The organism is Streptomyces sp. NPDC007905, assembly GCF_042959345.1.
Classification (GTDB): Bacteria; Actinomycetota; Actinomycetes; order Streptomycetales; family Streptomycetaceae; genus Streptomyces.
Map to the genome: position 1 here is coordinate 88,737 of NZ_JBIBKS010000009.1, position 22,433 is coordinate 111,169.

21 protein-coding genes and 1 pseudogene are annotated in these 22,433 nt (G+C 72.5%); 14 read left to right on the plus strand and 8 right to left on the minus strand.

The features are described from left to right. Nucleotides 1–46 precede the first annotated feature (46 nt). Nucleotides 47–1,588 (minus strand): DUF4331 family protein, encoded by a 1,542-nt coding sequence (locus ACFZDC_RS17650; protein ID WP_391324702.1) that lies wholly within the window; start codon nt 1,586–1,588, stop codon nt 47–49. Between the two features lie 211 nt (nt 1,589–1,799). Between ACFZDC_RS17650 and ACFZDC_RS17655 the strand changes: the two genes are divergently transcribed. From ACFZDC_RS17655 to ACFZDC_RS17665, 3 genes are all read left to right on the plus strand, one after another. After that, nucleotides 1,800–2,342, plus strand: coding sequence for an ECF RNA polymerase sigma factor SigK (locus ACFZDC_RS17655; protein ID WP_391324703.1), 543 nt, complete (start codon nt 1,800–1,802; stop codon nt 2,340–2,342). After that, nucleotides 2,339–3,157, plus strand: a complete 819-nt coding sequence (locus tag ACFZDC_RS17660; RefSeq protein ID WP_391324705.1) for an anti-sigma factor domain-containing protein — start codon at nt 2,339–2,341, stop codon at nt 3,155–3,157. The genes ACFZDC_RS17655 and ACFZDC_RS17660 overlap by 4 nt, the downstream gene beginning before the upstream one ends. Before the next feature lie 126 nt (nt 3,158–3,283). Continuing rightward, nucleotides 3,284–3,553, plus strand: coding sequence for a hypothetical protein (locus ACFZDC_RS17665; protein WP_391324707.1), 270 nt, complete (start codon nt 3,284–3,286; stop codon nt 3,551–3,553). 51 nt (nt 3,554–3,604) lie between these two features. Here the strand turns inward: ACFZDC_RS17665 and ACFZDC_RS17670 are convergent, their stop codons facing one another. After that, nucleotides 3,605–4,801 carry a CoA transferase gene (locus ACFZDC_RS17670; protein ID WP_391324709.1) on the minus strand — a complete coding sequence of 399 codons (1,197 nt, stop codon included), beginning with the start codon at nt 4,799–4,801 and terminating at the stop codon, nt 3,605–3,607. Between the two features lie 184 nt (nt 4,802–4,985). Here ACFZDC_RS17670 and ACFZDC_RS17675 point away from each other — a divergent pair, with 184 nt between their 5' ends. Continuing rightward, entirely contained in the window at nt 4,986–5,174 is a 189-nt protein-coding gene (locus tag ACFZDC_RS17675) for a nucleotidyltransferase domain-containing protein (RefSeq protein WP_391324711.1), read from the plus strand. Between the two features lie 270 nt (nt 5,175–5,444). On the opposite strand, the gene ACFZDC_RS17680 is transcribed toward ACFZDC_RS17675, so the two are convergent. From ACFZDC_RS17680 to hmgA, 3 genes are read right to left on the minus strand one after another with little or no spacing between them, the layout of a single operon-like run. Then, nucleotides 5,445–6,596, minus strand: a complete 1,152-nt coding sequence (locus ACFZDC_RS17680; protein ID WP_391324713.1) for a type ISP restriction/modification enzyme — start codon at nt 6,594–6,596, stop codon at nt 5,445–5,447. A gap of 26 nt (nt 6,597–6,622) precedes the next feature. Beyond that, nucleotides 6,623–7,372: a UTRA domain-containing protein gene (locus tag ACFZDC_RS17685; RefSeq protein WP_391324715.1), complete on the minus strand. Its 750-nt coding sequence runs from the start codon at nt 7,370–7,372 to the stop codon at nt 6,623–6,625. 45 nt (nt 7,373–7,417) lie between these two features. Beyond that, complete coding sequence (gene hmgA, locus ACFZDC_RS17690) at nt 7,418–8,731, minus strand: homogentisate 1,2-dioxygenase (protein ID WP_391324717.1); 1,314 nt, start codon at nt 8,729–8,731, stop codon at nt 7,418–7,420. A gap of 149 nt (nt 8,732–8,880) precedes the next feature. Here hmgA and ACFZDC_RS17695 point away from each other — a divergent pair, with 149 nt between their 5' ends. The 9 genes and pseudogenes from ACFZDC_RS17695 to ACFZDC_RS17735 all read left to right on the plus strand — a co-directional run bounded on the left by ACFZDC_RS17695 (nt 8,881) and on the right by ACFZDC_RS17735 (nt 18,573). After that, nucleotides 8,881–9,465 carry a hypothetical protein gene (locus ACFZDC_RS17695; protein ID WP_391324719.1) on the plus strand — a complete coding sequence of 195 codons (585 nt, stop codon included), beginning with the start codon at nt 8,881–8,883 and terminating at the stop codon, nt 9,463–9,465. A gap of 64 nt (nt 9,466–9,529) precedes the next feature. Continuing rightward, nucleotides 9,530–10,147 carry a TetR family transcriptional regulator gene (locus ACFZDC_RS17700; protein ID WP_391324721.1) on the plus strand — a complete coding sequence of 206 codons (618 nt, stop codon included), beginning with the start codon at nt 9,530–9,532 and terminating at the stop codon, nt 10,145–10,147. Nucleotides 10,148–10,289: 142 nt separating this feature from the next. Then, nucleotides 10,290–12,551 (plus strand): molybdopterin-dependent oxidoreductase, encoded by a 2,262-nt coding sequence (locus ACFZDC_RS17705; RefSeq protein WP_391324722.1) that lies wholly within the window; start codon nt 10,290–10,292, stop codon nt 12,549–12,551. A 13-nt stretch (nt 12,552–12,564) separates the two neighbouring features. Next, a pseudogene (locus tag ACFZDC_RS17710) lies at nt 12,565–12,883 on the plus strand (MFS transporter); the annotation flags it as partial. A 100-nt stretch (nt 12,884–12,983) separates the two neighbouring features. Further along, nucleotides 12,984–13,658 (plus strand): hypothetical protein, encoded by a 675-nt coding sequence (locus ACFZDC_RS17715; protein ID WP_391324724.1) that lies wholly within the window; start codon nt 12,984–12,986, stop codon nt 13,656–13,658. Continuing rightward, the gene (locus ACFZDC_RS17720) at nt 13,645–14,364 is read left to right on the plus strand and encodes a class F sortase (protein ID WP_391324726.1); all 720 of its coding nucleotides are present in this window, start codon (nt 13,645–13,647) and stop codon (nt 14,362–14,364) included. Before ACFZDC_RS17715 ends, ACFZDC_RS17720 begins: the two co-directional genes overlap by 14 nt. Before the next feature lie 268 nt (nt 14,365–14,632). Then, nucleotides 14,633–15,973 carry an ATP-binding cassette domain-containing protein gene (locus ACFZDC_RS17725; RefSeq protein WP_391324728.1) on the plus strand — a complete coding sequence of 447 codons (1,341 nt, stop codon included), beginning with the start codon at nt 14,633–14,635 and terminating at the stop codon, nt 15,971–15,973. 113 nt (nt 15,974–16,086) lie between these two features. Beyond that, nucleotides 16,087–17,475: an aldehyde dehydrogenase family protein gene (locus ACFZDC_RS17730; protein WP_391324730.1), complete on the plus strand. Its 1,389-nt coding sequence runs from the start codon at nt 16,087–16,089 to the stop codon at nt 17,473–17,475. A 15-nt stretch (nt 17,476–17,490) separates the two neighbouring features. Further along, a complete protein-coding gene (locus ACFZDC_RS17735) occupies nt 17,491–18,573 on the plus strand; it encodes a zinc-binding dehydrogenase (protein WP_391324732.1) in 1,083 nt (360 codons plus the stop codon). A 3-nt stretch (nt 18,574–18,576) separates the two neighbouring features. On the opposite strand, the gene ACFZDC_RS17740 is transcribed toward ACFZDC_RS17735, so the two are convergent. The 3 genes from ACFZDC_RS17740 to ACFZDC_RS17750 all read right to left on the minus strand — a co-directional run bounded on the left by ACFZDC_RS17740 (nt 18,577) and on the right by ACFZDC_RS17750 (nt 21,131). Then, nucleotides 18,577–19,506 carry an EamA family transporter gene (locus ACFZDC_RS17740; RefSeq protein WP_391325097.1) on the minus strand — a complete coding sequence of 310 codons (930 nt, stop codon included), beginning with the start codon at nt 19,504–19,506 and terminating at the stop codon, nt 18,577–18,579. Between the two features lie 223 nt (nt 19,507–19,729). Beyond that, on the minus strand, nt 19,730–20,443 hold the full coding sequence (locus ACFZDC_RS17745; RefSeq protein ID WP_391324734.1) for a helix-turn-helix domain-containing protein: 714 nt from the start codon (nt 20,441–20,443) through the stop codon (nt 19,730–19,732). Between the two features lie 46 nt (nt 20,444–20,489). Further along, nucleotides 20,490–21,131, minus strand: coding sequence for a TetR/AcrR family transcriptional regulator C-terminal domain-containing protein (locus ACFZDC_RS17750; RefSeq protein WP_391324736.1), 642 nt, complete (start codon nt 21,129–21,131; stop codon nt 20,490–20,492). A gap of 90 nt (nt 21,132–21,221) precedes the next feature. Between ACFZDC_RS17750 and ACFZDC_RS17755 the strand changes: the two genes are divergently transcribed. Beyond that, entirely contained in the window at nt 21,222–22,373 is a 1,152-nt protein-coding gene (locus ACFZDC_RS17755) for an acyl-CoA dehydrogenase family protein (protein WP_391325099.1), read from the plus strand. Nucleotides 22,374–22,433 lie beyond the last annotated feature (60 nt).

Here is a 22,433-nt window from a genome sequence, read left to right on the forward strand (position 1 = left end):
GAGGGGATACGGGCCGCGCCGGTCTGTGGGGTGCGGGTGGTGCGGGTCAGTACGGGCGCTGCATCCGGCGGCGCCACCAGGCGAAGGCGGTGCCGATCAGCAGGATCCCGGCCGCGCCCGACGCCGCCGAGGCGGCGATCAGGACCGTGTTGCCCGAGCCGCCCGAGGACGAGCCGGCCGGCTGCAGCGCGTCGCCGAGCTGGCTGCGCACGTCCGTGCCCGAGGTCGTGCCCTTGGCGAGCGGTCCGCGCGAACCCGACGTGGGCTCGGCGACGTAGGGGAAGTACTTCTCGAACTTCTTGTCGTTCTTGTTCACCGCGTCGCCCAAGTCGTTCTTGGAGCCGACGAGTTCGCCCTCCACGACCTGCAGTGCCTCGTCCACCACGTCGTCGGTGAGCCGGCGGCCGTTCGGGAAGCCGGCGTTGTCACCGTCCAGGACGCCGAGACGCTTGGGATGCATGCTCGGCTGGATGGAGGTGTTGAGCCTCAGCTCCTCCGAAGCCCGCACGTTCGGCGGCTGGTTCAGGCCCTTGACGCCCTTGAGGAAGACGTCGACCAGGTCGTTGCGCGGCTCGGCCGGCGCCTTGATCTTGTAGATGGACTCGATGAGCTTAGGCAGCTCGGGGTTGGTGACGTTCTTCAGGAACTGCCCGTCGTACCAGGGCTGGGACGCGTTGAACTTGTCCTTGTCCTTCTGCGGGTTGACGACCTCGTTGACCAGCGGGTTGCCGAGCCGCGAGACCTGCGCGTAGTAACCCTGGGCGTTACGGCGCTGGGTGGTGGACCACAGGCCGACGATCGGCTGCTTCGACGACTCGCGGATCAGGTCGTTGGGGACCTGCAGCGCGATCGTGTTGACGTTGTAGCCCTTGAGCGTGTCCCGGCCGACCTCGGTGAGGTTGCCGCCGTACAGCAGGTCGAAGACCCGCAGGTCCAGGAAGAACGGGTCGTCGGCCTGGCCGGCGAAGGTCGCGGCACCGCCCGCCGTCTTGTACACGGCCTGCGCACGCAGCTTGCCGTAGTCCGGCATGGACGCCTTGCCCACGTTCGACGGTGCGACCGGTACGTCGTCCGCGAGCTTCGTCTTCGACACCACGTGCTGGTTCTTCAGCCGGATCAGGTCGATGTCGTAGGTCTGCGTGACGTTGAGGTCCGGGTCGTCCAGGCTGGTGACCGGACCGGTGTTGTAGAGGAAGGTGTTGCCGTTCTTGGTGTGCGTCTTGAAGGTGTAGCGGAACAGCAACTCGCCCTGCGCGTCACCGTTGTTGTCGATGTGGATGTCGTACTGGGCGTCGTCCGCGAACGTGTAGAAGTTCGGGCCGCCGGCCGGCTCCTCGAACGGGATCCAGTTGGCCACGATCGTCGTGGTGTCGGGCTTGTCCGGGCTGACGAACGCGTACAGGTCCGTGTTGTCGTACTGCGGGGTGCCCGAGATCAGCGGGGCCTCCCGGTGGGAGGAGGCGGAGGCCGCCCCGGGTTCCAGCGTGGCGACGCCGGCGGCTGCGAGCCCTCCGGCGGCCAGCGCACCACAGATGAGCGAGACCAGGCCCTTGCGTCCCGTGCCGCTCCTGGAGAAGAGAGGTGTCATGCCGTCCGTCCTCAGTGCCAACTTGCCTTGACGGACGGGTATACGGAGCGGGCGAGCCGATCGGATTGGTCCGGCGGAAAGATTTTTTTCCTCGTTCCGGACCCGCGTTTTCGGCCCACTGATCCGTATCACCCGCCGGAGGTGTGCGCTCGTGCGGATGCGTGGAGTCAGAGGCAGGGCCGGCTGCGGACACGGGAGGGGGAGGGCCGGGGTGGAGGCGGACGAGCTCCTCGTGCTCGTTGCGGGCGGAGACCAGAAGGCGTTCGAGGATCTCTACGGGCTGGTGTCCGGACCGGTGTTCGGACTCGTACGACGGGTCGTGCGCGACCCCGCCCAGTCCGAGGAGGTGGCTCAGGAGGTGCTGCTCGAACTGTGGCGCTCCGCCGCCCGGTTCGACCCCCGGCGCGGCAGCGCCCTGTCCTGGATCCTCACCCTCGCCCACCGCCGCGCCGTCGACCGGGTGCGCAGCGCCCGCGCGGCCGGGGAACGCGAGCAGCGGGAGGCGCTGCGCGCGGGCGAACCCGCATTCGACCATGTCGCCGAGGAGGTCGAGGCGGGCCTCGAGCGGGAGTGGGTGCGCCGCTGCCTGGACCGGCTCACCGCACTGCAACGCCAGTCCGTGACCCTCGCCTACTACGACGGCTACACGTACCGTGAGGTGGCCGAGCGGCTCTCGCTGCCGCTGGGCACGGTCAAGACGCGGATGCGCGACGGACTCACCCGGCTGCGCGAGTGCCTGGGAGGTGCCGCGTGAGCATCCTCGGCCGCCTGCTGGGCCGCGAGAACCTGCACTCCCTCGCCGCGCCCTACGCCCTCGACGCCCTCGATCCGGGCGAGCGGCGCCGCTTCGAGAAGCACCTGAAGTCCTGCGACCGCTGCGCCGGCGAGGTCCGGGCCCTGGCCGAGGACGCGGTCCGCCTGGCCTGGTCCGCGGCGGCCCCCGCACCGGCCGCCCTGCGCGACCGGGTCCTGGCCGCCGTCCGCACCATCCCGCAGGAGCAGACGCCGGCGGCCGCGCGGGAGCGCGCACCCCAGCTGCCGCCGCACGTCTGGGGCACCCAGCCCCCGCCCGCGCGCACCCGTGCGGCCCGGCCGCGCCCTCTCTTCGTCCCGTTCGCCACGGCGACCGCCGCCGCGGCCCTCGTCGTCGCCTCCCTCTTCGCGGTCCAGGCGAACCGCACCCAGGGCAGGCTCGACGCCGAGCGGGACCGGGCACGTGAGATCGCCCACGTTCTGGCCGCTCCGGACGCACGCGCCAGTGGCAGCGAGGACGCCCGGGGCCGCAGTATCGGAGTGATCGCTTCCGCATCGGAGGGGCAGGCTGTCGTCACCCTGCGCGGATACGGCGCCCCGTCCGGCGGACGCGTGCACCAGCTCTGGCTCATGCGCCCCCGTGTGCAACCGCGCTCCCTGGGGCTCTTCGCGGGCGACACGCCCTTGGTCGCGAAGGGCCTCGACAAGTCGTCGACGTCACTCGCCGTAACCGTGGAGCCTGAGGGTGGCTCAGCGCAACCCACCAGCCAGCCGGTTGTCCAACTCACCCTGAAATCGCTCGGATTCGGAGAGTAGTCGCAATGGGATGGTCAACCGCCTTGCAGGGAAGGTGAATCCTGTGGCCGAGATACACGCGTGCCCCGCTGGGGCGATAGGGTTACCCTGCCCGGGCCGGGTGGACTCGTACGGGTGGGGAGTGACATGGAGCAGATAACAGTGCGCAGCAGGGCCAGGGTCCCTGCGATCACCTGCGGGAGCGGCGCGACCAGTTCGCGCCTCGACCGCCATCTGTCGGTGCTGGCGGGTCCCGCCATACCGCAGCGGGAGACGGTCGAGGCCACCTCGCTGATGCGTGAGCTGACGGCACGTGACACCGCGCACGAGCGCAGCGACCGAGGCAGGCGGGTCAGCCGCGTGTCCCTCTTCGCACCGCTGCGCCGGCTGCGTCGTTCGCTGTTCGGCGGCCACTGAGCGGTCACCTGGTGAACCGGCCTTCCTCAAGAGTCCTTCGAGGACCCGCGCTCAGGCCGCCACACCGTCCCGGCGCAACGCTGCGATCTCGTCGTCCGTCATCCCCACGGCATGCAGCAGCGCCTCGGTGTGCTGTCCGAGCGCGGGTACGTCGCCCATCCGTGCCTCGTCCCCGCCCGGCAGCGTGATGGGGGGCAGTAGCGCCCTCAGCGGCCCGACCGGCGACCCCACCTGACGCCACCGCTCCCGGGCCGCCAGCTGTGGATGCTCCGCCAGTTCGTGCAGGTCCCTGAGTCGCGCGCAGGCGATGCCGGCCTTCTCCAGCCGGTCCAGCGCCTCGTCGGCGTCCAGCACCCCCAGCGCCCCCGCGACCAGCTCGTCGGTCCGCTCCCGGTTCGTCACGCGGGCGGCGTTCGTCGCATATGCCGGATCCGTCCCCAATTCCGGTCGCTTCATGACCTGTTCGGCGAGCCGCCGCCATTCCCGGTCGTTCTGCACCGACAACAGCACCCGCCCGCCGTCCGCCGTCGAATACGCGTCGTAGGGCGCGATGACGGCGTGCGCGAGGCCGGTACGGGCCGGGGGCTCGCCCCCGTGCATCGCGTGATGCAGTGGATGGCCCATCCACTCGGCGAGCGCCTCCAGCATCGACACCTCCACCGGGCCGCCGCGCCCGGTCGTGCCGCGCCGCACCAGTGCGGCGAGCACCCCCGAGAAGGCGTACATGGCCGCCGCGATGTCCGCCGCCGGGATCCCCGCCTTCACGGGCTGCCCGGGCGTCCCGGTCACCGAGACCAGCCCGGCCTCGCACTGCACCAGCATGTCGTACGCCCGCTTGTCCGCGTACGGCCCCGAGCCGCCGTACCCCGAGATGTCCACGGCGATCAGCCGCGGATGCGCCGCGCACAGCGTGGCCGCGTCCAGGCCGAGCCGGGCCGCGGCCCCCTGGGCGAGGTTCTGCACGAACACGTCCGCGTCCGCGATCAGCCGCCGTACGACGTCCAGACCGCGCGGGTCCTTGAGGTCCAGGGCGATGGACTCCTTGCCGCGGTTGCACCACACGAAGTGCGAGGCGAGCCCGCCGGCCGCGGTGTCGTAGCCGCGCGCGAAGTCGCCGCCGTCGACCCGCTCCACCTTGACCACGCGGGCGCCCAGGTCGGCGAGCTGCCGGGTCGCGAAGGGTGCGGACACGGCCTGTTCGACGGCGACGACGGTGATGCCCTCCAGGGGCAGCGGGAGATGATCCATGGAGTGGATGATCTCCCCTGACCGGCGGCTTTGTCAGCAGCCGGTCACGGCGGAAGGCGAGGCGGTTCGTGAGGGGCGGGGGAGCGTGGGCCGCATCGGAGCGGTGCACAGGTGAGGGATCAAGAGCGCGCACGGCGCCAACTCGGCGGCATCTCGGCGACCTTGGACGCGGCGTGCAGGAGCGGTGTCGCTCGCACTGCGGCTGCGCGGCGGCTGGGCCATGGACGTCTTTCTCGGTGAGGTCACCCGGGACCACGGGGACATCGACTGGTTCGCGTGGGCGCGGGACGCGGCGGTCCTCGCCGATGTCCTCACCCGGCCCGGCCACACGCCGGTGCCCGGGCCGCCCTCCGATCTCGGCTCGACTTCGTGAAGGACGGTCTCGACAGCCGCTTCACCCTGCTGGACCGGGACGCGGCGGGCCGGGTGACCGTCGCTGCGGCCCCTGGGCCGGGACTCCCTGGCCGGACGGGCTGCCCGACGGCGAGCCGGGCCGCATCGGCCCGCTGCAGGCGCCGATCGTCAGTCCCCGGGTGCAGATCGAGATCAAGCGCATGATGCCCGTCCGGGATCCCTCCCGGCCCCGCCGCGCGAAGGACGTGGGAGACATCGCGCGCCTCGAGACCGCTCTGCGGCGCCGGTCCTAGAGCAGGGCGAACTGGCCCTCCGGACCCTCCTCGTGGTGGTCGAGGACCGACGCGGGGCGGCGGGACGCCTCGGGTACGGGAAGGATGCCGGCGTGCCGCAGATCGGTTGCCGTGACCGGGGACGTCGGCTTCAACTCGGTCCGCCGGGCCCGCAGTTCTCCGAGCAGGGCGAGCACGGTGATCAGCTCGAGCAGCTCCGACGTCCAGGGCTGGGGCCAGGTCGTGGGGCGGATCGCGGCGAGGGTGCCGGGCTCGGCCGTCGCGGTCCGGACGGCGAACCAGGACTCAAGGGAGCGGACGCCGGCCACCTCGTGGTCCCAGGCCTGCGGCGGCACGGGGGAGATGCGGCCCTCGTCGAGGTGGAGGGTCTCCTCGTCACGGTCGTAGTGCAGGGTGAGGGGGCGAGCGGGCAGCGGTGAGCGGACGTAGGGACGGCGGCCGCCCGGAAGCTTGGGGCGTTCGCCGTTGCGGCGCATCAGCCACAGGGCGCGGTGGCCCGTCTCCACGCCCTGCGACCAGCGTTCAACGTCCCCGGTGAGCGGCACGGTGAGGTCGGGGCGGACCGCCGCCAGGATCCAGGCCAGCACGTCCGGTGCGGTGGGTCGCACCCCCAGGCGGTCCGACAGGTGGTCCAGCAGGCCCAAAGCCAGGTTCGGTTCCCTGCCCCCGGGGCGGCGGTAGAGCGGGCGGATGCGGCCGGTGCGGAGGGTGGGCAGGAGCGAGGTCGCCAGCAGGGGGTCGTCGCCGGCCGTCTCCACCACGAACACCTGGTGCTCGTCCGCCACTCGCCACAGCTCCGGGCGGGCCGCGTCGATCAGCCGGTGGTCCGGGATCAGCCACTGCTCGTCGAAGGGCGCCGTGAGCACCCGCACCGGCTCGGCGCAGGGGCCCTCGGCGCGCGCCAGTCGCTCCGTGCCGCCGGACCGGCCGGGCAGTTGGGCCACCGCGGACTGCAGCGTGCGGGAGCGGGTCGGCTCGAACAGCGCTTCCCGGGCCGGCCCCGCGGACTTCAGCAGGGCGTCCCAGCGGGCCTTCAGCGAAGCCGGATCGGGTGCCGTCGGCCAGGCGCGGCCGGGCCGCAGCGGTGCGACGGACCACGGCATGAGGTCCGCCAGCAGCGGAGCGTCGTCGTGCGTCACGCTGGGCATCGTAGAGCCTCGCGGGGACACCCGGATCAGGTGGCGTCCAAGGTCACCGTGAAGGAGAAGCGGTCGCCCCGGTAGTGGATCACCGCCACGTCCAGCACCCGGCCCTGGGCGTCGTACGTCACGCCCGTGTAGTGCAGGATCGGGCTGAGGAGCGGCACCTGGAGCAGGCGTGCGGTCTCCGGGTCGGCGAGCCTCGCCTCCACGGTGTCCGTGATGCGGCTGATGTCCGCCCTGACGGCGTCCCGCAGCACCTTGGTCATCGGCCAGCGCACCAGGTCCTCCCGGTCGATGCGCGCGGCCAGTTCGGGGCGGACGTGGTTACGGGCGTGGTTGGTCGGCTCGCCGGTCTTCTCGTCGCTGCGCAGGCGGTGGTACGTCGCCACCTCCGTGAGGTCCGGGAAGTACTCGGCGAGTTCGCCGGTCACAGGCGCGTGGCCGTGCTCCAGCAGCTCGGTCGTCATGCCGGACTGCTGGGCCACGATGGCGTCCACGGAGCCCAGCAGCCGCACCGGAGCCCCTCGCCGCACCCCGGGCTCGATGAAGGTGCCGCGCCGCCGGTGCCGGCTGATCAGCCCCTCGTCCTCCAGCTCCTTCAGCGCCTGCCGCATGGTCAGCACGCTGACCCCGTAGTGCTCGGCCAGCTGCTCCTCGGTGGGCAGGCGCAGCGGGTCCCGCGGCGAGCGGCCGAGTATGGAGGCGCGCAGCGACTGCGACACCTGGTACCACAGCGGCAGCTTGCGGTTCAGGACGATCGAATCCGGAGCGAAGGAGGTCACACGGCTATCCGTACCTGTTGAAGAACGTTCGGTGCAACGGAGGCGTCACAGTGCGCGGAAGTGACGCTCGAGACCCTGCCACACGTCGTCGTACCGCTGCTGGAGGTGGTCCGCCTCGGCCGCCTGCGGCGCGAGCGTCACCGGCCAGCGCGTCTCGAACATGAAAGCCAGCCCGTCGTCGATCTTCTGCGGCTTCAGCTCGGCCGCGCTCGCCCGGTCGAAGGTCTCCCGGTCGGGGCCGTGCGCGGACATCATGTTGTGCAGCGAGCCACCGCCCGGCACGAAGCCCTCCGCCTTGGCGTCGTAGGCGCCCTCGATCAGGCCCATGTACTCACTCATCACGTTCCGGTGGAAGTACGGCGGCCGGAAGGTGTCCTCACCCACCAGCCAGCGGGGCGCGAAGACCACGAAGTCGACGCCGGCCAGGCCCGGGGTGTCGGACGGGGAGGTCAGGACCGTGAAGATGGACGGGTCGGGGTGGTCGTACGAGATGGTGCCGATCACATTGAAACGGTGCAGATCGTAGATGTACGGCACATGGTTGCCGTGCCAGGCGACCACATCGAGCGGGGAGTGGTCGTAGGTGGCCGTCCAGAGGTTGCCGCAGAACTTGTTCACCACCTCCACCGGCCCCTCCACGTCCTCGTACGCGGCGACCGGCGCTCGGAAGTCCCGGGCGTTGGCGAGACCGTTGGCGCCGATCGGGCCGAGGTCGGGGAGCTGGAAGGGGGCTCCGTAGTTCTCGCACACATAACCCCGAGCCGATTCATCGAGCAGCTCCACACGGAAGCGCACCCCACGCGGAATCAGCGCCACCTGGGCGGGTTCCACATGAAGCCGGCCGAACTCGGTGTGCAGCAGCAGCCCGCCGCGCTCCGGCACGATCAGCAGCTCCCCGTCGGCGTCGGAGAAGACCCGTTCCATCGAGGAGTTGGCGTGGTACAGGTGCACGGCCATGCCGGTGCGCTGGGTCGCGTCGCCGTTGCCGCCCAGGGTCCACAGCCCCGCCAGGAAGTCCGTGCCCGCCGGCGGCTCGGGCAGCGGGTTCCAGCGCAGCCGGTTGGGGTCGGGCTCCGTCTCGGCGAACGGAGCGGTGCGGATCGCGCCGTTGCCGGTCCGGGTGAAGGCCGGGTGCGCGGACGACGGGCGGATGCGGTAGAGCCAGGAGCGGCGGTTGTGCGCCCGCGGCTCGGTGAAGGCCGTACCGCTCAGCTGCTCCGCGTACAGACCGAGCGGCGCGCGCTGCGGCGAGTTGCGGCCGTCGGGCAGGGCACCCGGCACCGCCTCCGAGGCGTGTTCGTTGCCGAACCCGCAGAGATACGACAGTCCCTCGGCGGTCTTCCGTGCGTCCCCGCTCATGATCGCTCCCTTGCGCTCCTGATTCCTATGCATCACCGTAGGAATCAGAGAGGTCGGGCGCAAGAGGGCCCGGATCTCCCTCCGAGGTAGGGCGGGAACCAGACTTCAGGGGGATTCGGGTGCCGGAGCGTTGTTCTACCGTCCCGGACATGTCGTGGACGCGGAGAACTCTGATCGCGCTCGCGGTCTGCGTCCTGCTGCCGCTCGGAGCGCAGGGGTGCGCGACCGGCGAGGCGCACGGGCGCGCCGACGCCGTCTCTCCCCCGCCGGTGGGCAAGGTCCTGGACGGCACGGACGAGACCGGCCGGCACCTGCGCGAGGTCGCGAGGAAGCACGCGCCCGAGGTGGGTGTCGAGGTGACCTGGGACAGCGCCCGCGGCTGGGACGTCGTGCTGACGCTGCGCCGCTTCCGCTTCTCCCCGGCCGGTGCGCGGCCCGAGGTGGTTCCCGGCCGCGGGCTCGCGTACCTCTACGTCGACGGCCGCCCGGTGACCCGGCTGCGCGCGCCCCGGTACCGCCTGGCCGGCCGTCTCGTCCCGCACGGCACCCACCACGTCACCGCCCGTCTGTACGCCGACGACGGCACGGCGTGGGCCGTGCACGGCAACCCGGTCGAGAGCACCGCCGACATCACCGCGTCCGGCGCGGAGCCGGAGCCGCCCGAATCCGCCGCCGAATCCGCCCCGGCCCCGTCCGGGCCGGCCGTCGGCACGTCCCTCACCGGGGGCCGATGAGTGCACCGGCCACCCTGTTGCGTACTGGGGGGCGAGGTTCACCTGACCCCGGCGGAAAGGCATCATGAAGTCCGTGCCCCACGCGACATCGCTTCGCCGTGCGCCCGTCCAGCGGCGCAGCGCAGAACGGCTGACCAGGATCCTCGACGCCTGCGCCGACCTCCTCGACGAGGTCGGCTACGACGACCTGAGCACCCGCGCGGTGGCCGCGCGGGCGGGCGTGCCCATCGGCTCGGTCTACCGCTTCTTCGGCAACAAGCGGCAGATGGCCGATGCCCTCGCCCAGCGCAACCTGGAGTGGTACAGCGAACGCGTCACCGAGCGGCTCAAGGAGGCACGGCGGGGAGACTGGCGGGCCGCCATGGACGCCGTGCTGGACGAGTACCTGAGCATGAAGCGCACCGCGCCCGGCTTCTCCCTCGTGGACTTCGGCAACCAGATCCCGGTCGGCGTCCGGCAGGCCGAGCCCAACACCCGCGTCGCCGACCGCCTCACCGACCTGCTCTCCGGCTACCTCGGCCGCACCCCGGACGAGGAGCTGCGGCGCGTCTTCCTGGTCGCCGTGGAGAGCGCGGACGCCCTCGTGCAGCTGGCCTTCCAGGTCGACGCCCAGGGGGACGAGGCGATCATCCACGAGACGCGGGAGCTGCTGCGGGCGTACCTGGCACGCGTGCTCGACTGAGGAACGCCACGGACCGCCGCAGGGGGCTCCCCCACATGCCTACCGGTCGGTATGCTCGCCCAGAGCCCGCCTGTGCTTGCCCGGCATGCCGCCGAACCCCCGTTCGTGCGGGACTGCCGCCGCCGACCCTCCGGGAGGACCCGTGTCCCGCACCGCCCTGCGAATCTGCCCCCTGTGCGAGGCCACCTGCGGGCTGACCCTCACCATCGAGGGCACCCGTGTCACCAGCGCCCGCGGCGACCGCGAGGACGTCTTCAGCAAGGGGTTCATCTGCCCCAAGGGCGCCTCCTTCGGTGCCGTCGACGGCGACCCCGACCGGCTGCGCACCCCGCTGGTCCGCGAGGACGGGGCCCTGCGCGAGGCCACCTGGGAGGAGGCCTTCGACGCGGTGGCGGCGGGTCTGCGACCGGTCGTGGAGCGGTACGGCCCCGACGCCCTCGGTGTCGTCCTCGGCAACCCCAATGTGCACACCATGGCCGGCGCCCTCTATCCGCCGGTTCTGCTCGGTGCCCTGCGCACCCGGAGCCTGTTCACCGCATCCACGGTCGACCAGATGCCCAAGCACGTCTCCAGCGGGCTGCTCTTCGGAGACGCCCACGCCATCCCGGTGCCGGACCTCGACCACACCGACCACCTGCTCCTCATCGGCGCCAACCCGCTCGAGTCCAACGGCAGTCTGTGCACCGCACCCGACTTCCCCGGCAAGCTCAAGGCCCTCAAGGCCCGCGGCGGCCGGCTCACCGTCGTCGACCCGCGCCGCACCCGCACCGCGAAGCTCGCCGACCGCCACCTCGCGATCCGCCCCGGCACCGACGCCCTGCTGCTCGCGGCGATGGCGCACACCCTCTTCGCCGAGGACCTCGTCGACCTCCACGACCTCGCCCCGCACGTCCAGGGCGTCGAGGAAGTGCGGGGCGCCCTGCGGGAGTTCACCCCCGAGGCCGTGGCCGAAGCCTGTGACCTCGACCCCGCCGTCATCCGTGACCTCGCCCGCGACCTCGCCGCCGCGCCCACCGCCGCGGTCTACGCCCGCATCGGCAGCTGCACCGTCCCGCACGGCACCCTGGCGAGCTGGCTGGTCGACGTCCTCAACGTCCTCACCGGCAACCTGGACCGGCCGGGCGGCGCCCTGTTCCCGCAGGCCGCCACCGACAGGACACCCCGCCCGGCGGGCCCCGGCCGCGGCTTCACCCTCGGCCGCTGGCACTCCCGGGTGCGCCGACTCCCGGAAGCGAAGGGCGAGTTGCCGCTCTCCGCGCTCGCGGAGGAGATCGACACCGCCACCGACGAGGGGGAGCCCGTCCGCGCGCTCGTCGTGATCGCGGCCAACCCGGTACTGTCCGCCCCCGACGGCGACCGGCTCGACAAGGCCCTGGGCTCGCTGGACTTCATGGTCAGCGTCGACCCCTACCTCAACGAGACCTCCCGCCACGCCGACGTCGTGCTGCCCCCGCCCCCGCCCTCGCAGAGCCCGCACCACGACTTCGCCTTCAACGCCCTCGCCGTCCGCAACCAGGTCCGCTACAGCCGTCCCGCCGTCCCCCTCGAACCCGGACGCATGGCCGAGACCGAGATCCTCGCCCGGCTGATCCTGGCCGCGACCGGCAGGCAGGGCGCCGACCCGGCCGCCGTGGACGCGATGGTCATCGACCAGACCCTCGACAGGGCCGTCCAGGAACCCCACTCCCCGGTGCACGGCCGCGACCCCGAGCAGCTCGCCGCACAGCTCACCGGGGACAGCGGCCCCGAGCGCCGACTCGACATGATGCTGCGCCTCGGCCCGTACGGCGACGGATTCGGCGTACGGCCCGACGGCCTGACGCTGGAGAAGCTGCTCGCCCACCCGCACGGCATCGACCTCGGCCCGCTGCGCCCCCGCCTGCCGCAGCCGCTGAAGACCGTGAGCGGCAAGGTCGAGCTGCTGCCCGAGCCGATCGCCGGCGACCTGCCCCGCCTCCGGGATGCCCTGCGCGAGCGCCCCGAGGGGCTCGTCCTCGTCGGCCGCCGTCATCTGCGCTCCAACAACAGCTGGATGCACAACGTGCCCGCGCTCACCGGCGGCAGCAACCGCTGCACCCTGCACCTCAACCCCGAGGACGCCGCACGCCTCGGCGTACGCGACGGGGAGCCGGTGCGGGTGAAGGGTGCCGGGGGAGAGGTGACCGCCCCCGCCGAGGTCACCGACGGAGTACGCCCGGGTGTGGTGAGTCTCCCGCACGGCTGGGGCCACGACCGCCCCGGCACCCGGCTCGGCCACGCCACCACCGACCCCGGCGTCAACGTGAACCAGCTCCTCGACGGCAGCCTGCTCGACCCGCTGTCGGGCAACGCGGTCCTCAACGGGGTCCCCGTGGAGGTGTCCGCGGTCGCCGCCGTGTCCGAAAAACTCAGCCCGGTGACCTGACCAAAGCTGTGGCCTGGGTCTTGCGCTTGGCGACGGGCAGCCGCTGTCCATGACGACGGTCGTCCGGGCCGCCCGGAGGGCGCCCGCTCCACCGCCCTCGCCCTGCGCTGACCGGCAACCGGCTCGGCCAGGTCGCCGCACCGGCCGCCGCGGACCTGGTCGCGGGCGTGGCCGGGGTGGCCGCGCCGTTCGTGATGCCCGGGGCGCCGCTGTTCGTGTCGTCGGGGGTGGCGCTGGGCTCACCGGGCACCGGAAGGCCGGCCGAGGGGGCCGGTCCGGCGCCGCGGGCGGGGCGGAAGGGCTCGGCGTTGCGCCGCACGAGCGATATCTGACGCCGCGTCCGGCGTGGTGCCGCGGACGGTGGAATGTGTGCGTGAGAGTCCCATCGAAAGGTCGATTTATATGAAAATCGTCTAACTCGGAGGAGCTTGCATGGCCACGCTGACACTTCCGCGGACCTTCTCCCGCGCGGGCGCCACCGTCGTCCTCACCGCCCTCGCCGCGGCGGGCGCGTCGTGGGTGGCGGCAGCCCCCGCGGCGGCCCAGGGGGAGAACGGCGACATCAGGATCCACCGAGAGGGTGTGCCCTTCGGAGTCTCCAAAGACGACCCGGTGACCTGCCGATTCTACCTCGACGCCGTCAACTTCGACGTCCTGACCACCATCGCCTACACCATCACCCCGCAGCCCCCGCTGCCCACCGCCGCGACCGTCACCGGCAGCATCCAGCTCGCCGGCGGTGCCGGGCACACCGACCCGCTGGGGCTCGCGGACGGGCAGTACAAGATCACCTGGATCATCGCCGGCGCCCCGAAGGAGAAGGTCTTCCGCGTCAAGTGCCACGACGAGAAGCAGGAGGGCCAGCACGGGCCGGCCGGCCAGATCGAGGACCACCAGCGAGACGACCAGCGCGGCGACACCACCTCGGGCCAGGGCGGCGACCGCAACGACGGTCCGAAGGGCGGTGTCCACGCGGGCGGCGGTGGCCTGGTCGACACGACCGGCGCGTTCTCACCGGTGGCCGCCGCCGCGGCCGTGGGACTGGTCGCGGTCAGCGGTGCGGTGTACTTCCGGCTGATCCGCCGGCGGCCGCATGGCGCCGCGTAGGCGCAGGCGCAGGCCGTGGCACCGCACCCGTGCCTACCGGCTCGCCAGGACGGCCCTGCTCGCGGCCGTCCTGGTGACGGTGGGGGTCCGGTGCGACGGGCACCACAGGCCGGCCACCCCCCTCCAGGCGGGGGGCCCGGCCGCCGGTCCGGACTCCGCCCGATCGGACAGGCGGGGCGCGGGCCGGGAGGAGTCCGATCCGGCCGGCCCGACGCCCACTCCCAGCCCGACGCCCCCGCCCCGCCCGCTGCCCCGGTCCCGGCCGACCTCCTTCCGCATCCCCTCCCTCGGGATCAACGCGCCGATCACCGGTCTCCGGCTGGACCGGGACCGGCAGTTGGAGACGCCACCGCTCGACAAGCCCAAGCTGGTCGGCTGGTTCGAGGGCGGCCCCACACCGGGGGAGACCGGCACCGCCCTCGCCGTCGGTCACCGCGACACCAGAACGGGCCCCGCCGTCTTCTCCGCGCTCGCCCTACTCAGACCCGGCAAGCTGATCGAGGCCGGACGTGCGGACGGCCGTACCGCCGTCTACACCGTGGACTCCGTGAAGGTCTTCGACAAGGCCGGCTTCCCCGACAAAGAGGTCTACGGCCCCGCCCGGCGCCCGGAGTTGCGCGTACTGACCTGCGGCGGCCTGTTCAGCCGGCGTACGGGTTACACGAGCAACGTGGTGGTCTTCGCCCACCTGACCGCGACGAGGTGACCGCGTGGTGCGGACGGCGGCGGCCGAGCCCGGCGCCCCGAATGCCGCCGTCCGTTTCCACCCCTGCCTGGGGCGCAGCGTCCGGTGCCGCGTCCTGTCTTCCCCGGCCGGGCACATTCCGTTAACTTCCGTGACCCGTAGGGCCTGTCGTCACATTCCCGCCCGCCGCGACGGGCATGCGACGACGGGCCCTCGGCCCCGTACGACCGCACGGGGCCTTCGGACCCACGGAGCAGCGGCGCTCCGGACAGCCCCGGGGGCAGCAGTCATGACACGCGCCATCTCTCTGCACGACGTGAGCAAGTCCTACGCACGCGGCCCCCGCGTGGTGGAGCACCTCTCGCTGGACATCGCGCCCGGCGAGTTCCTGGTCCTGCTGGGACCCTCCGGCTGCGGGAAGTCCACCGTGCTGCGCATGATCGCCGGACTGGAGGGCATCGACGAGGGCGAACTGCTCCTGGACGGCGGGTACGCCAATGACTGGCAGCCCGCCGAACGCAACATGGCGATGGTCTTCCAGAACTTCGCCCTGTACCCGAGCATGACCAGCCGCGACAACATCGGCTTCCCGCTGCGCATCGAGGCCCCCGGCGCCGATCCCCGCCCGCGGGTGGACGCGACCGCCCGCATGCTCGGCATCGAGGACCTCCTCGACCGCTTCCCCGGCCAGCTCTCCGGCGGCGAACGCCAGCGCGTCGCCATGGGCCGGGCGATCGCCCGCCACCCCTCCGCGTTCCTGATGGACGAGCCCCTGTCCAACCTCGACGCCAAGCTCCGCAACCATCTGCGGGCCGAAATATCGCAGCTCACCCGCCAGTTGGGTGTCACCACGGTGTACGTCACCCACGACCAGGCCGAGGGCATGTCGCTCGGTGACCGGGTCGCCGTCCTGCGCGGCGGAGTCCTCCAGCAGGTCGGCAGCCCGCGCGAGGTCTACGCCCTGCCCCGCAACGTCTTCGTCGCCGCCTTCATCGGCACCCCGCGCATCAACCTGCTGCGCGGCCTGGTCCGCGCCCCGCTGGACGGCGCCATGACCATCAGCCTCGGCAAGCAGTACCTGCGGCTGCCCGAACCCCTGTGCCTGGACCACCAGTTGCTCCGGGTGCAGCAGGGCCGCGAGGTCATCGTCGGACTGCGCTCGGAGGCGGTGCGCATCGCCAAGCGCAGTGCCGCCAGGCCCGGCGAGGTGCCGCTGACCGGACTGGTGGAGCACATGGAGTTCCAGGGGCACGAGACCCTCGTCCACTTCAACACCGGCTCCCGCCCCGCCGTCGTACCCGAGCTGGAGGCTCCGCGCCCGGGGGCCCGGCCGGCGCGGCGGCGACGGCGGGAAGGGTCGTCCGTGCTGGACCGGCTGAGGGAGCGGGCCGGTGCACTGCGCGCCGGGCCGGTGGTGGTACTGGAGCACCCTGAGGACACGGAAGCGGAGCCCGCACCGCCGCAGGGGCGACTCCCCGGCGACCTGGTCGTCCGCACCACCCCCGACATCCGGCTCCGTCACGGCATGCAGGTCCCGCTCCTGGTCGACCTCGCCCACCTGTTCGTCTTCGACCAGCACGGCGACCGCATCTGCCCGTCCCCCGCCCGGCTGCCCGACCTGGAGCAGTGAGCGCGCCCGCGATGATGTCCCGGTACGTCTGGTGACCAGGTGTCTCTGGCGCGCGAAAACTATCGCCGCTAGTTTGTGTGGCGGACGACGGAGACCTGCCGGGAGGAAGCACCATGAAGGCACATGACGACCTGTACATCGACGGCGCCTGGCGCCCCGCCGAGAGCCAGGACGTGATCGAGGTCGTGAACCCTGCCGACGAGCAGGTCGTCGGCAGGGTGCCGGCCGCAAGCGCCCTGGACGTCGACATCGCCGTACGCGCCGCGCGCGCCGCCCTCCCGGCCTGGGCCGCCACACCTCCGGCCGAGCGGGCCGCGCGCCTGACCGCCCTGCGGGACGTCCTGGTGGCCCGCAAGGACGAGATCGCCGAGACGGTCACCACGGAACTGGGCTCCCCGCTGCAGTTCTCCCAGGCGGTGCACGCCGGTGTGCCGATCGCGGTAGCGGGCTCCTACGCCGAACTGGCGGCGACCCACTCCTTCGAGGAGAAGGTGGGCAACTCCACCGTCCTGCACGAGCCGATCGGTGTCGTCGGCGCGATCACCCCCTGGAACTACCCGCTCCACCAGATCGTCGCCAAGGTCGCCCCGGCGCTCGCCGCGGGCTGCACGATCGTCCTCAAGCCCGCCGAGGACACCCCGCTCACCGCCCAGCTCTTCGCCGAGGCGGTCCACGAGGCGGGCGTACCGGCCGGGGTGTTCAACCTCGTCACCGGCCTCGGCCCGGTGGCCGGTCAGGCCCTCGCCGAGCACCCCGGCGTGGACCTGGTCTCCTTCACCGGCTCCACGGCGGTCGGCCGGCGGATCGGCGCGGTGGCCGGCGCGGCCGTCAAGAAGGTGGCGCTGGAGCTGGGCGGCAAGTCCGCCAACGTCATCCTGCGAAGCGCCGACCTCGCCAAGGCCGTGAACGTCGGCGTGGCCAACGTGATGTCCAACTCCGGGCAGACCTGCAGCGCCTGGACCCGGATGCTGGTCCACCGCGACCAGTACGCCGAGGCCGTCGAACTGGCCGCCGCGGCCGCCGCCAAGTACGGCGACCGGATCGGCCCGGTGGTCAACGCCAAGCAGCAGGCTCGTGTCCGCGGTTACATCGAGAAGGGCATCGCCGAGGGCGCCCGGCTCGTCGCGGGCGGCCCCGAATCCCCCCGCGAGAAGGGCTACTTCGTCAGCCCGACGGTCTTCGCGGACGTCACTGCCGACATGACCGTCGCCCAGGAGGAGATCTTCGGTCCGGTCCTCACGATCCTGCGCTACGAGGACGAGGAGGACGCCCTGCGCATCGCCAACGGCACCGTGTACGGCCTCGCGGGCGCGGTCTGGGCCGGTGACGAGGCCGAAGCCGTCGCCTTCGCCCGCCGCATGGACACCGGCCAGGTCGACATCAACGGCGGCCGGTTCAACCCCCTCGCCCCCTTCGGCGGCTACAAGCAGTCCGGGGTCGGGCGGGAGCTCGGCAGCCACGGGCTCGCCGAGTACCTTCAGACCAAGTCCCTCCAGTTCTAAGGAAGTCCGCGACCCATGGCCGTACGAGCCGCCGTCCTGCCCGCCATCGGCGCCCCCCTGGAGATCACCGACATCGACCTGCCCGACCCGGGCCCCGGGCAGGTCCGCGTCCGCCTCGCCGCCGCCGGCGTCTGCCACTCCGACCTGTCCCTGTCCAACGGCACCATGCGGGTACCGGTCCCGGCGGTCCTCGGCCACGAGGGCGCGGGGACGGTCGTGGCCGTGGGGGAGGGCGTCACCCACGTGGCCCCCGGCGCTCCCGTCGTCCTCAACTGGGCACCCTCCTGCGGTGGGTGCCACGCCTGCGCGCTCGGCGAGGTATGGCTGTGCGCCAACGCGCTGAACGGCGCCGCCGACGTCCACGCCCGCACCGCCGACGGAACCGACCTCCACCCCGGTCTGAACGTGGCCGCGTTCGCCGAGGAGACGGTGGTCTCCGCGTCCTGCGTGCTGCCCCTCCCGGAGGGCATTCCGCTCACCGACGCGGCCCTCCTCGGCTGCGCCGTCCTCACCGGCTACGGCGCCGTCCACCACTCGGCACGCGTCCGGCCCGACGAGACGGTCGCCGTCTTCGGCGTCGGCGGAGTGGGCCTGGCCACCCTCCAGTCGGCCCGCATCGCGGGAGCCTCCCGGATCATCGCCGTCGACGTCTCCCCGGAGAAGGAGGAACTGGCCCGGGCGGCCGGCGCCACCGACTACGTCCTCGCCTCCGACACCACCCCCCGGGAGATCCGCGCCCTCACCGACAAGCAGGGCGTCGACGTCTCCGTGGAGTGCGTGGGCCGCGCGGTCACCATCCGTGCCGCCTGGGACTCCACCCGCCGGGGCGGCCGTACCACCGTCGTCGGCATCGGTGGCAAGGAGCAGGAGGTCACCTTCAACGCCCTGGAGCTCTTCCACTGGGGCCGCACCCTGTCCGGCTGCGTGTACGGCAACACCGACCCGGCCCGCGACCTGCCGGTGCTCGCCGAGCACGTACGGGAGGGACGGCTGGACCTCTCGGCGCTGGTCACGGAACGGATCGCCCTGGAGGGCATCCCGGCGGCCTTCGACAACATGATCGCGGGCAAGGGCGGCCGGGCCCTGGTGGTGTTCTGACGGTCAGCCGACCTTCTCGGGTCGCGGCTCCCCGGCCGCGACCCGCCTCGTCCGCCCGCGCGCCCGGGACCGGGACACCGCCACCCCCGCGAGGCACAGCGCCCCGCCCACCAGCGTGAGCACCCCCGGCACCTCACCGAGCGCCAGCCAGGACATGAGCACGACCAGGGCCGGAACCGCGTACGTCGTCGCGCCCATCCGGCCGGCGGTGGTCCGGGCGAGGGCGTAGGCCCAGGTGGTGAAGGCCAGCGCGGTCGGGAAGAGGCCCAGATATACCATGTCGAGGGTCGCCGAGGCCGGTGCGTGGGCGGCCTCGCTCACCAACTGCCCCGCGAACGGCAGACAGACCACGGCACCGACGAGACACCCGAAGGTCGTCACCTGCAGCACACTGGCCTGCCCCAGGGCGGGCTTCTGCGCCACGACCCCGGAGGCGTAGGCCACGGCGGCGAGCAGACACAGCACCACCCCGAGCACCGAGGACCCGCCCCCGGCCGACATCGACAGACCCACGGTCACGGCACCGGCGAACGAGACGGCCATCCCCGCCAGCAGCCGGGGCGGCATCGGGTCGCCGAGCAGGCGGGCACCGAGCAGGGCTATCAGCAGCGGGCCGACGTTCACGACGAGGGCCGCCGTACCGGCGTCCACCTGCCGCTCGCCCCAGTTCAGGGCGACCATGTAGAACCCGAACCAGAGGAGCCCGGAGAGCCCGATTCCCCGCCAGGCCGACCTCGGCGGCAGCCCCTCCCGCCGTACGACGCAGAGGACGACCAGCGCGAGGGCACCGGCGAGCAGCCGTCCCAGCGCCAGCGCCCCCGGCGAGTAGGCGTCCCCCGCACTGCGGATCGCCACGAACGCGGAGGCCCAGAGCACGACGGTGACGACGGCGGCGCCGGCGGGGAGGAACCGGTGGAGTGGGGCGGTACGCATCATGCTCCTGAGGCTGGATAACGGGGTCGAACGGGACTGGCGGGAATCGGACGGGGCGCCGGGGCGCGGATCGGCCGTGAACGGGGCGGGTATCGGCTGCGCGCGGGCTGCGGCGCGTTGCGCGGGTGCGACGACTGCACCTCCCAGGGGCGCGGGGAACCGCGCGCCCAGTCACCGCGCACCCCCACTCGGCGGGCCGGCGCGTGCCCACCCGTAGCCGAACTCATCGCAGGGCACCGGAGGGAATGCCCAGCAGAGCGTCCAACTCCCGCTCCCCCGACGGCGTCACTCTCACGGCCCGCTCGGAGCCGATGCGCACGCACCACCCCGCCTCCAGCGCGTGCCGACACAACGCGGCCCCCGCAACGCCCGCGAGATGGGGACGCCGTTCGGTCCAGTCCAGGCACGCCCGGGCGAGCGGTCGGCGCCCCGCGCGGTCGAGGGGGATCCCCGCCCTGCCGAACCACTCCAGCCCCGCCTCCGTCAGCGCGAATCCGGTGTCCTGCTGAAGAAGTCCCCGCGCGGTCAGCGCATCCGTGACCGCGATGCCGAGTCGCCCGGCGAGATGGTCGTAGCAGGTACGGCCCCGGGCCATCGCGGAGCCCGCGCTCGACTCGCGCAGGCCGCGTGGGGGCCGCCGCACGGCCGCCGGAGGAACCTGCGCGGCGAGATCCTCGACGAGTTGTGCCACCCGCGCGCCGGCCAGCCGCACATACCGGTGCCGCCCCTGCCGCTCCTGCGCGAGCAGCCCGCCCGCGACCAGCTTGCCCAGGTGCTCGCTCAGTGTGGACGCGGCGACCCCGGCGTGCCGGGCCAGTTCCCCGGCGGTCCAGGCCCGCCCGTCCAGCAGGGCCAGCAGGCACGCGGCCCGCGTCTCGTCGGCGGCCAGCGAGGCGAAGGCGGCGAGGCCGGCGGCCCGGGAGTCCTTGGCGGTCATGCACCCAGCATGGAACATCGACGCTTCGGCGACGGCCGAAGGATCCCTACACGCGCTGCCGCACCTGCTCGTAGTGCTGCGCCAGACCGTCGAGCAGCGCCGTCAGTCCCGTCTCGAAGGCCCGCTCGTCGATCTTCTCCTGCTGCTCGGCGAGCAGGTGCGCCTGCCCGAGGTGAGGGTAGTCGGCGGGGTCGTACGCGCTCGCGTCGTCCACGAAGCCCCCGGCGAAGGAGCCGAGCGCGGAGCCCATGATGAAGTACCGCATCAGCGCGCCGATGGAGGTGGCCTGCGCGGGCGGCCAGCCGGCGTCGACCATCGCGCCGTACACCGCGTCGGCCAGCCGCAGGGCGGCGGGGCGGCGGCCGGGTCCGCGGGCGAGGACCGGAACGATGTTCGGGTGGGCGCGCAGGGCCGCCCGGTAGGAGACGGCCCAGTCGTGCAGCGCGGTCCGCCAGTCCCGGCCGTCCTCGAACATCGACAGGTCGACCAGCGCGCTCACCGAGTCGGCGACCACCTCGAGGATCTCGTCCTTGGTGCGGAAGTGGTTGTAGAGCGAGGGCCCGCTCACCCCCAGCTCGGCGGCGAGCCGCCGGGTGGAGACGGCCGCCAGGCCCTCCCGGTCCACGAGTTCCCGGGCCGTCTCGACGATCCGGTCGGTGCTGAGGAGGGGCTTGCGCGGTCGGGCCATGGCGCACATAGTAGGGCTGCAACCGGAAACTAGCAGTGCTAATTTAAATGTCCGGCTTTCAAGATACATCTGGTGTGGGGTGATCTCGTGGTGAACCTGGGGCTCAGCGAGGAACAGGCGGCCGTGCGGCAGCTAGCCCGGGACTTCGTGGAGCGCGAGATCGCCCCGCACGTGGTCGCCTGGGACCGGGCCGAGGAGGTCGACCGGGGCATCGTGAAGAAGCTCGGCGAGGTCGGCTTCCTCGGTCTGACCGTCGACGAGGAGTACGGCGGCTCGGGCGGCGACCATCTCGCGTACTGCCTGGTCACCGAGGAGCTGGGGCGCGGGGACTCCTCGGTCCGCGGAATCGTCTCGGTGTCCCTGGGGCTGGTCGCCAAGTCGATCGCGGCCTGGGGGAGCGAGGAGCAGAAGCGGCGCTGGCTGCCGGGGCTGACCGCCGGCGAGTACGTGGGCTGCTTCGGCCTCACCGAGCCCGGCACCGGCTCGGACGCGGGCAACCTCGCCACACGGGCGGTGCGCGACGGCGACGACTACGTCGTCAACGGCACCAAGATGTTCATCACGAACGGCACCTGGGCCGATGTCGTCCTTCTCTTCGCCCGCTCCACGGACGCCCCCGGGCACAGGGGCGTCTCCGCCTTCCTGGTACCCACCGACACCCCCGGCCTGACCCGCCGCACCATCCACGGCAAGCTCGGCCTGCGCGGCCAGGGCACCGCCGAACTGGTCCTGCAGGACGTCCGGGTGCCGGCCTCGGCGCTGGTCGGCGAGGAGGGCAAGGGCTTCTCCGTCGCCATGTCCGCGCTGGCCAAGGGGCGGATGTCGGTCGCCGCCGGCTGCGTCGGCATAGCCCAGGCGGCGCTGGACGCGGCCGTGCGGTACGCCGGGGAGCGCGAGCAGTTCGGCAGGTCCATCGCCCACCATCAGCTGGTGCAGGAGCTGATCAGCGACATCGCCGTGGACGTGGACGCGGCCCGGCTGCTGACCTGGCGGGTGGCCGACCTGATCGACCGCGGGCAGCCGTTCGCCGTCGAGTCCTCCAAGGCCAAGCTGTTCGCCTCCGAGGCCGCCGTGCGCGCCGCCAACAACGCCCTCCAGGTCTTCGGCGGCTACGGCTACATCGACGAGTACCCGGCCGGCAAACTCCTGCGCGACGCCCGCGTGATGACCCTCTACGAGGGCACCAGCCAGATCCAGAAGCTGCTCATCGGGCGGGCCCTGACCGGCGTCTCCGCCTTCTGAGTACGTTCCCTGAGTATCTCGGCGGATGTGGCGCGGGCCGCGTGCGCCGATGATCGTCGC